The sequence below is a fragment of the Hyphomonas chukchiensis genome (genome assembly GCF_000682695.1).
Classification (GTDB): domain Bacteria; phylum Pseudomonadota; class Alphaproteobacteria; order Caulobacterales; family Hyphomonadaceae; genus Hyphomonas; species Hyphomonas chukchiensis.
In genome coordinates this window covers 1-13,340 of record NZ_AWFG01000012.1, presented here as the reverse complement: position 1 = coordinate 13,340, position 13,340 = coordinate 1, and the positions used below count along the sequence as shown (strand labels likewise).

At 61.3% G+C, this 13,340-nt stretch carries 11 protein-coding genes; 6 read left to right on the top strand and 5 right to left on the bottom strand.

The window, feature by feature from the left end; translation table 11 throughout:
- The first annotated feature begins 234 nt into the window (after positions 1 to 234).
- Positions 235 to 2,694: a DNA translocase FtsK gene (locus HY30_RS04660; protein WP_034737643.1), complete on the top strand. Its 2,460-nt coding sequence runs from the start codon at positions 235 to 237 to the stop codon at positions 2,692 to 2,694.
- Between the two features lie 72 nt (positions 2,695 to 2,766).
- On the opposite strand, the gene HY30_RS04655 is transcribed toward HY30_RS04660, so the two are convergent.
- Together HY30_RS04655 and HY30_RS19945 are read right to left on the bottom strand one after the other, a co-directional pair.
- Positions 2,767 to 3,828 (bottom strand): aldo/keto reductase, encoded by a 1,062-nt coding sequence (locus HY30_RS04655; RefSeq protein WP_199286278.1) that lies wholly within the window; start codon positions 3,826 to 3,828, stop codon positions 2,767 to 2,769.
- A gap of 30 nt (positions 3,829 to 3,858) precedes the next feature.
- Positions 3,859 to 5,451 (bottom strand): tetratricopeptide repeat-containing sulfotransferase family protein, encoded by a 1,593-nt coding sequence (locus HY30_RS19945; RefSeq protein ID WP_051614843.1) that lies wholly within the window; start codon positions 5,449 to 5,451, stop codon positions 3,859 to 3,861.
- Between the two features lie 230 nt (positions 5,452 to 5,681).
- Between HY30_RS19945 and HY30_RS04645 the strand changes: the two genes are divergently transcribed.
- The gene (locus HY30_RS04645) at positions 5,682 to 8,129 is read left to right on the top strand and encodes a TonB-dependent receptor (protein ID WP_241765643.1); all 2,448 of its coding nucleotides are present in this window, start codon (positions 5,682 to 5,684) and stop codon (positions 8,127 to 8,129) included.
- A 58-nt stretch (positions 8,130 to 8,187) separates the two neighbouring features.
- Here HY30_RS04645 and HY30_RS04640 read toward each other — a convergent pair whose 3' ends face one another.
- Positions 8,188 to 8,691: a prolyl-tRNA synthetase associated domain-containing protein gene (locus tag HY30_RS04640; protein ID WP_034737639.1), complete on the bottom strand. Its 504-nt coding sequence runs from the start codon at positions 8,689 to 8,691 to the stop codon at positions 8,188 to 8,190.
- A gap of 58 nt (positions 8,692 to 8,749) precedes the next feature.
- Between HY30_RS04640 and HY30_RS04635 the strand changes: the two genes are divergently transcribed.
- Positions 8,750 to 9,484: a DUF6065 family protein gene (locus tag HY30_RS04635; protein WP_034737637.1), complete on the top strand. Its 735-nt coding sequence runs from the start codon at positions 8,750 to 8,752 to the stop codon at positions 9,482 to 9,484.
- A gap of 216 nt (positions 9,485 to 9,700) precedes the next feature.
- Here the strand turns inward: HY30_RS04635 and hisE are convergent, their stop codons facing one another.
- Positions 9,701 to 10,051, bottom strand: coding sequence for a phosphoribosyl-ATP diphosphatase (gene hisE / locus HY30_RS04630; RefSeq protein ID WP_051614839.1), 351 nt, complete (start codon positions 10,049 to 10,051; stop codon positions 9,701 to 9,703).
- 10 nt (positions 10,052 to 10,061) lie between these two features.
- Positions 10,062 to 10,820: an imidazole glycerol phosphate synthase subunit HisF gene (gene hisF, locus HY30_RS04625; RefSeq protein ID WP_034737793.1), complete on the bottom strand. Its 759-nt coding sequence runs from the start codon at positions 10,818 to 10,820 to the stop codon at positions 10,062 to 10,064.
- A gap of 203 nt (positions 10,821 to 11,023) precedes the next feature.
- On the opposite strand from hisF, the gene HY30_RS04620 reads away from it, so the two are divergent.
- The 3 genes from HY30_RS04620 to HY30_RS04610 all read left to right on the top strand — a co-directional run bounded on the left by HY30_RS04620 (position 11,024) and on the right by HY30_RS04610 (position 13,283).
- Complete coding sequence (locus HY30_RS04620; protein ID WP_034737635.1) at positions 11,024 to 11,710, top strand: M24 family metallopeptidase; 687 nt, start codon at positions 11,024 to 11,026, stop codon at positions 11,708 to 11,710.
- A gap of 57 nt (positions 11,711 to 11,767) precedes the next feature.
- Positions 11,768 to 12,088 (top strand): hypothetical protein, encoded by a 321-nt coding sequence (locus HY30_RS04615; protein ID WP_034737633.1) that lies wholly within the window; start codon positions 11,768 to 11,770, stop codon positions 12,086 to 12,088.
- An 88-nt stretch (positions 12,089 to 12,176) separates the two neighbouring features.
- Positions 12,177 to 13,283, top strand: a complete 1,107-nt coding sequence (locus HY30_RS04610) for a hypothetical protein (RefSeq protein WP_034737630.1) — start codon at positions 12,177 to 12,179, stop codon at positions 13,281 to 13,283.
- Positions 13,284 to 13,340 lie beyond the last annotated feature (57 nt).

The following is a 13,340-nucleotide window of genomic DNA, read 5'->3' as shown; positions in this document are numbered from 1 at the left end:
GGGCCGCAAGGGCCGCATGTTCCCCGATCACGTGCATTAAATTCGTGTTAGAGGACCGTTTTGGGGTGATTTATGCCTCCGGCAGGCCCGCGCGCAAAGCGTAAACGGAAGGCTAAAACGGCGCGCAAATCGTTAACCAAGCGACAGAATTCAAATGAACCATGTTTGCGCGGTGTTAAGGCTGACCCGGCAATGTGGGGGCTTCCTTCTCGAAACGCGGAGTTGCCCCCACACATGACTGACTACGCCTATACAGACGACGATGCCCCGAGCCTGAGCGATCCAGTGTGGCGGATCCTGACAGGCGCCGCGGCCTTCGGTGCGGGCGTGTTCGTATGCGGCAGCGTGGGCTCTTATGTGCCGAGCGATCCGAGCTGGAATGCGGCCACGGATGCGGCCGTACAGAACCTGTTCGGCGGACCGGGTGCGATCTTTTCCGACCTCGCGCGGCAGGGCTTTGGCTGGTCAAGCTGGACGGCGGGTCTGGCGCTGATGATTGGCGGGGCCATGCGAGCGGTGCTGATCGGCGCGCCGAGCGTGCGGCGCTGGCTGCTGGGCGCAGCCTTTGTGCCGCTGTCGGCTGCCTGTTTCGCCGGCTGGCCCGTTCCGGAATCCTGGCCGCTGAGCGCGGGACTTGGCGGCGTCGTGGGCGATGCACTCTTCTACTATGCGCAAATGCCGTTCAAGGCACTGCTACTGCCATCGCCGGGCACATGGGCCGGGCTTGTCCTGGGCGCCGTGGCGATCTGGGCCGCTCTGTCGGCCCTCGGTTTCCGCCGCAGGGATGCCCACCTCCTGCAGGAGGCTGCGACCTCGTCCGGCCTGCGCGCTGCGCGGCGGGCACAGGGCGCGGTGGGCCTCATCGCGTCGCTCGGCCGTTTCCTGAAGCCAAAGCGCCGACCAGCGGACATCAATGACCGCGCCCGCGTCGTGAAGGGGGATGACGAGCTTTCCGGCGAGGCGCGCCGCTTCCTGCGCACGCCGAAGAAGACGCCTGCCGATTATGACGAGGACGAGGAAGATCTCGAGGAGATCTACGACGAGGATATCGAGGAAGACGATTTCGACGAGGATGATCTGGAAGAGGTCGAGGACGTGCCGATCCGCGCCCCGCGCATGACTGCGCCAAAGCCTTCTGCAAAACCGAAAGTGACCAAGACCTCGCGTCGGACCAGGGCAACGCGCCTGCCATCGATCGACCTGCTGCAAATGCCCGAAGAGCGCGGCGACACGGTGGACGAGGAAGCGCTGATCGCCAAGGCGGCGCGCCTGTCCGAAGTGCTGAAGGAATTCGGCGTCCGCGGCCGCATCAAGGAAGTGCGTCCGGGCCCCGTGATCACCCTGTTCGAAATGGAGCCTGCACCGGGCGTGAAATCCTCCCGCGTGATTTCGCTGGCCGATGACATTGCCCGCTCGATGAGCGCCGTGTCTGCGCGTGTGGCCGTTGTGCCGGGCAAGAATGCGATTGGTATCGAACTGCCGAATGATGATCGCGACACGGTCTATTTGCGCACGTTGCTGCAGGCCGATCCCTACACCGCGACCCGCGCCAGCCTGCCCATGGCGCTGGGTGAGGATATTGGCGGCGTGCCGACGGTTGTTGACCTCGCGAAGATGCCTCACCTGCTGATCGCCGGTACGACAGGCTCGGGCAAGTCGGTGGGCGTCAACGCGATGATCCTGTCGCTGCTCTACCGCCATACGCCGGAGCAGTGCCGGTTCATCATGATCGACCCGAAGATGCTCGAGCTTTCGATTTATGAGGGCATTCCGCACCTGCTGGCGCCGGTTGTGACGGACCCCAAGAAGGCCGTGAACGCGCTGCAATGGACCGTGCGCGAGATGGAAGGCCGTTACGAGTTGATGTCGAAAGCCGGGGTGCGGAACCTTGGCGGCTTCAACGACAAGGCAGCGAAATACCGTGCCTCGGGCGAGGAAATGGTCCGCAAGGTCCAGACCGGCTATGATGATCGCGGCAAGCCGATCCACGAGACGGAAGTTCTGCCGGTTGACCATATTCCGAACATTGTCGTCGTGATCGACGAGATGGCCGACCTTATGATGGTGGCCGGCAAGGAGATCGAAGGCTGTGTACAGCGCCTGGCGCAGATGGCGCGGGCCGCAGGCATCCACCTTATCACCGCCACGCAGCGTCCGTCCGTGGACGTTATTACCGGTACGATCAAGGCGAACTTCCCGACACGGATTTCCTACATGGTGACGACGAAGATCGACTCGCGCACTATCCTCAACGAGCAGGGCGCGGAGCAATTGCTTGGAATGGGCGACCTTCTGTACCAGGCGCCGGGCAAGAAATCGCAACGCCTTCATGGCCCGTTCGTTTCGGATGAGGAAGTGGGCGCCGTGGTCGACTGGCTGAAAGAACAGGGCGAGCCTGACTATGTGATGGACATTCTTGAGGCGCCGGAAGATGGCTCAACGGGGTCGGCCGTGATGGACGCCATGCTTGGCACGTCCACCGGTGATGATGACGAAGACCTGTTCGCGCAATCGATCGCCATTGTCGTACGCGACAAGCGCGCCTCGACCTCCTACCTGCAGCGGAGGCTCAAGGTTGGTTATAACAAGGCGGCGGGCCTGATCGACCGGTTGGAAGAAGAGGGCATCGTTTCGGCGCCTAACCATGCAGGCCGCCGCGAAGTGCTGGCCAATGGAGCGCCGAGCAGCGACTGATACATGTTTTGGTGGGCAAGAAGATGAGCTCCCGGTCGCCACAAGAAGCGGCCGGGAGTTTCTTTTTGTGCCTCAACCCATCGGGTAGAGGATATCTTTGGAGACCTGATCGCAGGCCTTCATGACATCGTCGGAGAGGACCATGTCAGCGGCGGCGAGGATGGGTGCGACCTGTTCCAGGGTGCTGACGCCGACAATGGTCGAGGCGACGAAGTCATGCTGCTTCGACCAGGCTGTTGCCAGCGTGACGGGTGACATGCCGGCCTCTTCGGCGATGGCCATGTAGCGTTCGGTAGCGGCCAGCGACTTTTCGTTGACGAAGCGCTGCGCCATGAGCGTGTGACGTCCTCCCTTGTTGATATAGCTGGAGAAACGCGCGCCTTCGGGCGTCGCGCCCCCATTATACTTGCCGGAAAGGACCCCGCCCGCGATGGGCGAATAAGGGATCAGGCTGACGCCTTCCTTGCGGCAGATATTGGCCAGCTCGTCCTCGAAGCGGCGATTGTTCAGGCTGAAATTGTTCTGGATCGTCTGGTGACGCACCGTGCCGAGGCGTTCGGACGTGGCGAGGCTTTTCATCAGGCCCCAGGCATTTTCGTTGCTGCAGCCAACAATACGGACAAGACCGGCCCGCACCAGATCGTCCAGCGTATCCATCGCCTCGTCATAGGCTGTGCCATGGTCTGGCCAGTGCGTCTGGTAGAGGTCGATATAGTCCGTATCGAGGCGCTCAAGGCTCGCTTCCACGGCGCGGGTTATATTGTGCCGGTCCATGGCGGTCATGCCGGCGCGCTGGGACGACTTGATCCAGCCATGCGACGGGCCGGAGACCTTGGTGGCAATGATCAGGCTGTCGCGGTCCTTGGTCTTCATCCAGCGCCCGACGATCTCTTCCGTGCGGCCGGCCCATTTGGGATCAGGCGGGACGGGATAGTTTTCCGCGGCGTCATAGAAATTGATACCCGCATCATAGCATTCATCGAGAATGCGGAAGGCTTCCTTCTCGTCGGTCTGAGATCCGAAGGTCATGGTTCCCATGCAGATGTCGGAGACGTAGATGCCGCTTTTGCCGAGACGACGATGTTTCATTGTTTCCCCCAGGGTTTTTTGTTTGTGGGCCAAGACTAGCGGCATATTGCGCGAGCGCCATAGCTGGCGTGCCCATTAGAGGCTGCGTTCACCCAAGGTCATGCAGCCAGCCTCAACGAGAATGTCGAGTGCGTCGGCCAATCCCGCTTCATAGCGCTTCCAGCGGGCGAGCGAGCCGGTATAGAGCGGCTGGCGCACCTGGGCGGAACTTGCGGTCGCGACCGGGGCCGCGTTTTCATGGAAAGCGAGGCAGGCGGCCTCAAAAGGCAGGCCGCAGAAATCCAGCAGGCGGCGGGTTTCGGTCTCGATATCGGCGACGACATGCTCGTAGTGGACTTCGCTGAAGCGGCTTGCCGGCAGGGCGCCGGCAAACGTCTTCATCATCCTGTCGAAGCCGACATAGTAGCGCGCCGCGTCTTCAAGGCTGAAGGCATAGTTGTAATAGGAAAAGCTGGTCGCGAACATCTGGCGATAGTTGCTGAGCACCGTGTCGGCCGGGTGCCGTCGCAGGCATATGACGCGCGCATTGGGCAGGGCGGCGAGAATGACGGCGCTGTAGAAGGCATTGAGGGGCATCTTGTCGATGAAACGGCCGGCGATGTTCTGCGTGGCGCGCACCCTGTCCATATAAGCCTTGCCGAGCTCGGAGAGATCGAGCTTTGCGGTCGCTGCCAGTGTTTGGGAATCAAGCACATAGTTTGAGCGGGTGCCGGACTGGCGTTTGAGGCAAAGGCCGAAATCCGTGAGCTCGCCGGCCGATGTGATGGCGCTATGACTGGAGAGGATACGATCAACCAACGTGGTGCCGGTGCGCGGCATGCCGACGATGAAGATGGGAGCGGCGTCTTCGTATCCCGGTTTGCTACCGAGCGCATCGATAGTCGATTGCGCGGCCTCGAAGAGGGCGGTGTCGAAGGCCGGATCATGGCGGATCAACTGGCGCTTCTTCACCTTGGCGCGGGCGAGCCATGCCAGTGCGTCAGCCGGATTGCCGATATCCTCATGGGCCTTGGCCAGCGCGTGGCCGGTGCGCAGGGCATGGTCGGCGTCGTCTTTTGTGGCGGTGAAGGCCGCTTCCAGCTCGGCAATCCGGTTCTGCTCAGCGGTCTGGCGGGTGATCTGCACGATGGATGAGAGGGCGCGGGTTTCGAGCGGGTCGATAGCGAGGCAGCGTTCGAAGGCAGCGCGTGCGGCGTCCATGTCGCCGAGAAACTGCAGCGCCGCGCCGTGATTGTAGTGATAGTCTGCGATGTCCGGAGCGGCCTTGGTTGCGGCGGCATAGAAGGGCAAGGCTTCGGCATGCAGGCCGGCGCGGCTGAAGACGACGCCGAGCGTGTCCAGTGTGAGGGCATCCTTTGGCTTGAGCACGGCCGCTGCGCGTGCGACCTGCAGGGCAGCTTCGCGGTTGAGGCGGGCAATGTGGCTGCGCGCCATCTGGGCGAGGGCAGCGGCGTGATCGGGATTGAAGTGCAGGGCGCGTTCGAAGAGTTCGATGGCCTTGGCATGGTTGGCGTGGTCTGCGGTGAGGATGCCCAGCAGGTAATAGGCCTGTGCCGAGGCCGGGTCCTTGCTCAGCACATCCATGCAGATGGCATGGGCCGACTTGTAGTCCCTGGCACCCAGCCGGGCGGCGGCCTCCTGAAGCTGAGTGTTGCCGAAAGTCATCATGGGAACATCTTTAGCAGGTCTGTCCTGTTTTGAGGCAGAAAATGCCCTGTCTGCCCATTTTGACGCGCGTTCCGGCAAAAGAGAAGTCCGGTGGGCAGCCGGCTTGCCTCGGACGGTGGCGTACTGACAATTCCTTGTGTGAGGCGGGACCCAAACATCACGAGGGAAACACCATGAGGACGACTCTGTTAAAAACAACAAGCGCATTTGTGCTGGTGGCAGGCGCTGCATTGGCTGCACACGCACAGGATGCTGCAGAAGACACAGAACTTCGCGCGCAGACAATCACGGTTACAGCCACGCGCCGCGCTGAAAGCGTGCAGGACGTGCCGCTGAACATTGCAGCCGTTGGCGGCGCGCAAATCGAGGAGCAGGGCTTTGACGAGCTGGCTGATGTGCTTGCCTATGTTCCGGGCATCAACGTCGTCGATCGCGGTGGCCGCCAGGGCAACCCAATTATTGTGCGGGGCCTTAATGCTGACGGACTAGGGTCCGGCGATGGCAATAATGACGGCGGCGGTACGGTTGCGACCTATATCGGCGAAGTGCCGCTGTTTGTGGATCTGAAGCTGAATGACCTGGAGCGGGTCGAAGTTCTGCTCGGGCCACAGGGCACGCTTTACGGCGCTGGCACGCTTGGCGGCGCCATCCGCTACATCCCGGCCAAGCCGAAATTTGACGGCGACATGCTGAATGTGCGCGGTGAGCTGTCGCAGAATTTCGAAGCCGAAAACCTCAGCTACGATACCGGCTTCACGGTGAACAAGGTAATTGCGCCGAATTTCGCTGTGCGCGCATCGGTGGATTACGAGGATAATAGCGGCTTTACGGACTATCCGTTCGTTGTGCGCGAGATTGGCGTTTCGGAGCCGGATCCGGATTTCAGCGATCCGGTTGACGTCGGTACCAATCTGAAGCGGGTGAAGGACGCCGACGGCGAACAGATCCTTTCGGGCCGCGTGGCCGCGCGTTGGGAGCCCGTCTCCTGGCTCGATGGCACGCTGACCTATTATTACCAGAAGTCCGACATTGAAGGACGTCAGATTTCCAGTGCACGCTCAACCGTGCCTGCAGGCAAATATGAATCGGGCATGCGCGTCGAAGAGCCAAACGAAATCACGAACCAGCTGCTCGCTCTGGAAGTGACCGCAGACCTCGGCTTTGCCGAACTGACATCGGCCACCGGATATTCGCGTTATGATGACGATGGTCAGCGCGATCAGACCGACCTCTTGATTTCGCTGGAATACAGCTATGAGCTGTTCCCGACTTTTACCGCCTATACGCATGAGAAAAGCCGCGAGAACACGTTCAACCAGGAAGTTCGGCTTGTTTCCACAACTGAAAGCCGCCTCAACTGGATCGTCGGAGCCTTCTACAATGACTCCGACGTCATCTCCTATTCGGAGGAATACACACCCGGATATGCCGACTATGTCGGTTTCGACCGACCGGATGACCTCGAATATTATTCGCAATTCTATTCCCAGTTGAAGGAATCGGCGATCTACGGCGAGATCGGCTATGACATCACGGACAAGTGGAGCGTCACGGTCGGTGGTCGCTATTACAAGTACGACCTGGAATCCTTCAGCGATGTGGACTTCCCGCTATTCGACAGCTTCCCGGACTATTTGCAGACTGTCGGCATCGGCTCCATGGAGGACAGCCTGAAGTCAGACTTCGCTGCAGGCAGCCCGAACGGCACAGAGCGGACATCACAGGCCGACAATGGTTCGCTGTTCAAGTTCAATACATCGTATGACTTCACCGAAGATTTCCTCGCCTACTTCACCATATCCGAGGGCTATCGCATTGGTAACTCGAACGGAATCGGTGTGTGCCCTGCCTATGATCCGACTGATAACCAGCAGGGCGCCTGCGCGCTTGTGCCGGGTCAACAATATGGACCAAACGCGGGTGATGTCTCGACACGCGACGAAACACAGTTTGGCCCAGATACGACCAAGAACTATGAGCTCGGCTTCAAGTCCGAATTCGCTAATGGCCGTGTGACGCTGAATGGCGCCATATATTATATCGAATGGACCGATCCTCAACTGAGCTCGGCAACAATCAATGCCTCGATCCCGATCACGGTGAATGCCGACGGGGCAGAGTCCAAGGGCATCGAGCTGAATGGCAACTGGATTGTTTCGGATGACCTGACCGTTCGCGGTAGCTACAGCCACACCGAAGCATCGCTCACCGCCCCGGCGCCGGGGCTTGTCGGCACGATCTCGACGCCGGGCTTCGGCAGTGTACTGCTGGATGGTCGTGATGGCGACCGTCTGCCGGGTTCACCGGAAGACCAGTTCTCTTTCTTCGGCAGCTACACGATCCCGAACACCGGGCTTGATGGCCAGCTGGTCGCCAATTTTGGATATGCTTGGCAGAGCGATGTGCTGACGCGTACGGGCAATCTGGGCGACGGCATTACGCTGGATTCATTCGGGGTTGCCAATGCATCGCTCGTCTATGACACGGGCAAATGGCAGGCCTCACTGTTCGTGAACAACCTGTTCGACGAGTATTACGAGACAGGCGTTCGCGGCACGCCGCTCTACAATCAGGTCCTGACAGATGATGCCGGTGGACCGGTCTATGAGCGCACATTCTATACCTATGTCGGGGCGCCGCGGGTTTTGGGTATTCGGATGAATTATACGTTCGAATAGGCTTTACGGGGGCTATACAGCGGGGGAAGGGGCTGCCTGTGCACGGGCAGCCCCTTTTTCATTCGGCGAGCGCGGCGAAGTCGACAATTTCGAGCGCGCGGCCGGTTGCGGCGACGAAACGCGTGAAGTCCGCGCGCGAAATGGCGGTGGTGCCTGTATTGATGAGCGGGTGGAAATTGACCGGGTCCGCCGTGAAAAGCGCCGCATCCGCGATGAAGCGGACCTTGCAGGCCGGATCATTTATCAGGGCAAAGGCCGTGACTGAGCCCGGCGTGACACCGAGCCGTTCCAGCAGTGCTTCAGGCGACCCGAACGATAGGCGTTTGGTGCCGATATGGCGGTGGAGATGGTTGAGACGGATCTGCGTGTGAGCCTCGGCCGAGATGAGGATAAAGGTGCCATCCTTGTCCTTCAGGAAGAGGTTCTTTGTGTGCACGCCCGGCATGGCGGCCTTGAGGTCAGCCCCTTCATCCACCGTGAAAACCGGCTCATGCCAGTGCGTCTCGTGCGCGATGGCGTGCGTATCGAGGAAGGCGAACAGGTCTTCAGGGCTTGCGGTCATCCTGCACTTTGGGCCAAGACTTTCCTTTAGCGTCAAGCCTTTCGGAGAAACTTATCCCATGCGTCTCGAATGCTATAAAATTCACGATGTGGCCCCGGAAATCGTGCCGGGCCGCAGCCAGCGCGAATGGATGGATGCGTTTCCGGATCGCCACCCCTATCGCTGCCTGCCGCTGACCATGGCAAATTCCACGGGGTGGGAAATCCTCTGCCCGATGGACATCAAGATCCAGTGGAATGGCGGGCCGAAAAAAGAGGACATCAATTTCCTGACAACCGGCGACCCGGCGGCGATTGCGAGCTTTGCCGACAGCCATTTCATGCGCGGGATCGTGACCTTCCACACGGGCCACCTGTTCCGCACGCCGCCCGGCTGGGGTGTGTGGGCGACGGGCGCGCCGAACTGGCCGAAGGACGGCATTGCGCCGCTGACGGGCCTTGTCGAGACCGACTGGCTGCCCTTCCCCTTCACGATGAACTGGGCGATGACGCGGCCCGGCGAAGTGATCTTCCGCAAGGGCGAGCCCTTCTGCTTCGTGACGCTGATGGAGCACAAGAAGCTCGAACAGATCGAGCCGGAACGTAAATCGATGAAGACGAATCCGGAGCTGGTGAAGGAATATGACGCCTGGGTGGCGAGCCGGTCCGACTTCAATACGCGCCTTGCGACGGGCGAGGAAAAGGCCATGAAGGAGCGCTGGCAGCGCCACTATATGAAGGGCCAGAAAGTGACCGGCGACAAGGCCGAGGACCACCAGACGAAGCGGCGCCTTAAGCCTGTAAAGGACATGTGAGGAGCGGCTTTTCCCACCGGAATGGGCGGCGCTTTCCGACACTTCCGATGCACGGAAAAAGCACGAATAATGCACGGTCGATGCACGAAAGACCGTGCATGCACGGAAAGGCCCTCACCTCCCACGCCCTTTGGGCGCGGGTCCCCCCTCTCCCGCAAGCGGGAGAGGGGTCAAGTGGTTCTTCCGGTCAAACCCCTCCCTCCGGGAGAGGAGGGCCTACTCCTTGCGGGCCGCCTTCTCGGCGAGGCCGCTGGTGCCCTGGCGGGCTTCGAGTTTTGCGGCGACGGCGTCGAGGGGCACGCCGCGGGCGCGCAGGCCGACCATGAGGTGGTAGATCACGTCGGCGGCCTCGGAGGCCACGTTATCGTCTGACTCGCGGATGACGGCTTCGGCCAGCTCGTTGCCTTCCTCGGCAATCTTGCCGGCGGCGGCATCGGGCCCCTTGGCGAGGAGGCGGGCGGTCCAGCTGGTGCCGGCATCGCCTTCGAGGGCGCGGGCATCGATGGTGCCGGAGAGGTGTTCCAGCGCGGCGGCGAGGCGGGCGAGGGGGCCGAGGGGTGTGGTCATGGCAGCGCTCCTAGAGGGGCCTAACCGGCGCGCCGGCGGCGGCGAGGGCCTTGCGGGCGTCGGCAATGGTTGCTTCACCGAAGTGGAAGATGGAGGCGGCGAGGACGGCGCTGGCGCCGCCTTCGAGAATGGCGGGGGCGAGATCGCCGACATGGCCTGCGCCACCTGAGGCGATGACGGGGATGTTCACGGCGGAGGAGACGGCGCTGAGCAGCGGGATGTCATAGCCGGACTTGGTGCCGTCCTTGTCCATGCTGGTGAGGAGGATTTCGCCGGCGCCGCGTTTTTCGGCTTCAATCGCGAATTCCACGGCGTTGATGCCGGTCGGTTCGCGGCCGCCCTTGGTGAAAATTTCCCAATGATTTCCAGTCTGTCGCGCATCTATGGCGACGACGACACACTGGCGCCCGGCCTTGGCGGCGCAGCGGCTGATGAGATCCGGATCGGCCACGGCGGCGGAGTTGATGGCGACCTTGTCGGCGCCGGCTTTCAGGAGGGCGACAAGGTCTTCGACGCTGCGCACGCCGCCGCCGACGGTGAGCGGCATGAAGCAGGCTTCGGCCGTGCGCGTGACGATATCGAGCATCGTGCCGCGGCCCTCATGGCTGGCCGTAATGTCCAGGAAACACAGCTCATCTGCGCCCTGTTCGTCATAGGCGCGGGCGAGGGCGACGGGGTCTCCGGCGTCGCGCAGGTCAACGAAATTGACGCCCTTCACGGTGCGGCCGTCTTTCACGTCGAGGCAGGGGATGATGCGGGTCTTGAGCATGGATGTGCGTGTAGCGGGGAAGGGCATGGGAGGGAAGGGGGCGGCGCGACGGGGGCGTTCCGCGGGGCATCGCGGGGAATTGCGAGTCCAGTCGGAGTCCATTCCCTGACCACTCCCTGTCTATTCCGTGCCCCTTCGGCGTCCCTTCGCGGACCCCTCGCCGCCCGGTTTGACATATAAACGTTTGTTGATACGTTTGGCCGATGGAATCCCTGACAGACGACGCGCGCTGGAAAGCGCTGACAGACGCCGAAGACAAGGCGCTGACCCTGTTCGACGCGATCGAGGCGGCGGGCATCATTGCGCCGGGGCGCAGCGAGGCCGAGGTCGACGCTGACATTGCCGTGCTGGCGCTGGAGCGGTTCGGCATCGAACGCCACTGGCACCAGTGCAATGTGCGCGCCGGGGCCAATACGGTGACGACGTTCCACGACAAACCGCCCCTGCGCGTGATCCAAGCCGACGATACGGTCTATGTCGATCTCGGGCCGGTGTTCGCCGAATGGGAAGCGGATGTCGGGCGGACTTATGCGGTCGGAGAGAGCGCGGCGAAGCACGCACTTGTCGGCGCGCTGGAGACCGTGTTCGAGGCGGTGCGCGCCGAGGCGACGCCCGACATGACGGGCGCGGCGCTCTATGCGCTGGCCTGCCGGATGGCCGAGGCGCACGGCTATGTGTTTGGCGGGGCGATTGCGGGCCATGTGGTGGCGGAGTTTCCGCATGCCGTGTGGCCGGGCGACAAGGACCAGCAGCGCATCAGCCCGAACAACCGCACGCGCCTGTCGGACCCCGACCCCTTCGGCCGCCCGCGCCACTGGATTCTGGAAGTGCACCTTCTGGAACCGGGGCGCCAATGGGGCGGGTTTTATGAGCGATTGTTGCGTTTTTAGGGGGTCTGGGGCGAATAAGGCTTCACAACCTTCCGGTGTCATGTTTTTCTGATTCGCATGGAAAGTTCGCCCTCCCCTGAATTCGGCCTGCGCGACGCCCATCGCGGCAAACCGGCGCCCGGGCCGCAGGTCTGGCCAAGGCGGCCGTCTTTTTTCTGGGGGGCGTTTATCCTGCTCCAGGCCGTGATCCTGTGGCGGACGCTGGAGGCGCCCGGCTTGTGGATCGCCTTCGGCGTGGCCGCGGCGGCCTTTTACATGCGCGGCCTGTGGCCCATGAGCCGACGCGCCTGGCACCTCTGGTCCGCGCCGTTCGCGATCATCGGGTGTTGCGGGATAATCTATTGCGGGTACGGATTGCTGAAGGGCGCGCTGGTTTAGGCGCGGGCGTGCCATTAGCGGCAACGAAGAAAATTCTTAAGGTTTAAACATTATCCCTCTTTGAGCGAAATCAATTGAGGGCATTGAAATGCTGAAGGCCATACTTCTTGGAGCAGGTGCATTGTGCCTGACGGCATGTGCAAACCACCAGCCGACAAAGAATGCGGCCATGAGCTTGCCCGGCTTCATGAACCAGCAGGACACACTTGAAAAGCAGCGCCCTGTCCTGCCGGTGACCCATTATGTTAAATGGTACACGGAGGATCGCCTCCAGCACGGAATTGTTCTGGACTATATCAGTGGCATGTCGCAGCGGGACTATTTGTTTGAAGAGCCCAATCAGGAACTCTTCCGCCCAATGGTCGGCGACGCTCTTTATCAATCGGGCCTTATGGCCCGGACTGGCGCTGGCGCGCGGTATGCGCTCCAGATTGAATTTCTGGATCTTGATACGGACGCATTCGGGCGCAACTTTGCGGGCAAGACGGACGCGATCTATCGCATTGTGGATCGACGGACGAACGAGATTGTCTATGAGAAGACGATCGGCTCGCGGTTCGTGGCGAAATATCCCGGGCTGAACGAAGACGATGCGAGCTTTGCCTATGATGTTTCGGCGCCCGGCGTGATTGCGGCGACGAAGGCATTTGGTGCCTTTGCATTGTATGAAGGCGGAATGGTTGAGCTCTGGAACAACAATGAGAAGCTTCAGAACTTCTTTGGCGGCGATTCGATAGATGAGGTTTCACAAGCGGGCTGGAATGATGCGTATCAGTCCTATGCGTGGGTGACAGGCATTTCGGCCTTGTCGGGACCCGCGCTTGTCCTGCTTGGTCAGGTGAACCCGTTGAATTATGCGTCGCTGCAGCTTGAGCCGCGGGGCGAGTCCCCTTCCCTTACAAAGGCGCGGCGCGGAACTCTTTCGGAAAGCGGTCTGGGTTCGCGGTCGGCACGGAAGCGGGCCAACGAACTGAATACGCACCTTCTGGCGCAGAGCCTGACCGTGTTCCTGCTCGACCTGGCGGAGAAGGAAGACGTTCGTCTGACGCAACTTGTGCCATGCGGTTCATCGCCGTCTGACGCGTCTGATATTATCGAGGCGGTTCGGCAGGGAACGCGCGTCGTATCTGATGATTGCAGGGTCTATGTTGAGCCTGACACCTCCAGGGGTGTTGGCATTACGGCGTATAAATAGCGGGACACCTGCCCGGTGGGTTACGGCTGCGCCTAACCCACCCTTGTATTGTCAATT

Bases quoted from the DNA above. Each gene is read 5' to 3' on its own strand.
- HY30_RS04620 (WP_034737635.1), top strand. From the start codon at position 11,024: ATGGAATCCCTGACAGACGACGCGCGCTGGAAAGCGCTGACAGACGCC.
- hisE (WP_051614839.1), bottom strand. From the start codon at position 10,051: ATGACCACACCCCTCGGCCCCCTCGCCCGCCTCGCCGCCGCGCTGGAA.
- HY30_RS04640 (WP_034737639.1), bottom strand. From the start codon at position 8,691: ATGACCGCAAGCCCTGAAGACCTGTTCGCCTTCCTCGATACGCACGCC.
- hisF (WP_034737793.1), bottom strand. From the start codon at position 10,820: ATGCTCAAGACCCGCATCATCCCCTGCCTCGACGTGAAAGACGGCCGC.
- HY30_RS04635 (WP_034737637.1), top strand. From the start codon at position 8,750: ATGCGTCTCGAATGCTATAAAATTCACGATGTGGCCCCGGAAATCGTG.
- HY30_RS19945 (WP_051614843.1), bottom strand. From the start codon at position 5,451: ATGATGACTTTCGGCAACACTCAGCTTCAGGAGGCCGCCGCCCGGCTG.
- HY30_RS04610 (WP_034737630.1), top strand. From the start codon at position 12,177: ATGCTGAAGGCCATACTTCTTGGAGCAGGTGCATTGTGCCTGACGGCA.
- HY30_RS04615 (WP_034737633.1), top strand. From the start codon at position 11,768: ATGGAAAGTTCGCCCTCCCCTGAATTCGGCCTGCGCGACGCCCATCGC.
- HY30_RS04655 (WP_199286278.1), bottom strand. From the start codon at position 3,828: ATGCCGCTAGTCTTGGCCCACAAACAAAAAACCCTGGGGGAAACAATG.
- HY30_RS04660 (WP_034737643.1), top strand. From the start codon at position 235: ATGACTGACTACGCCTATACAGACGACGATGCCCCGAGCCTGAGCGAT.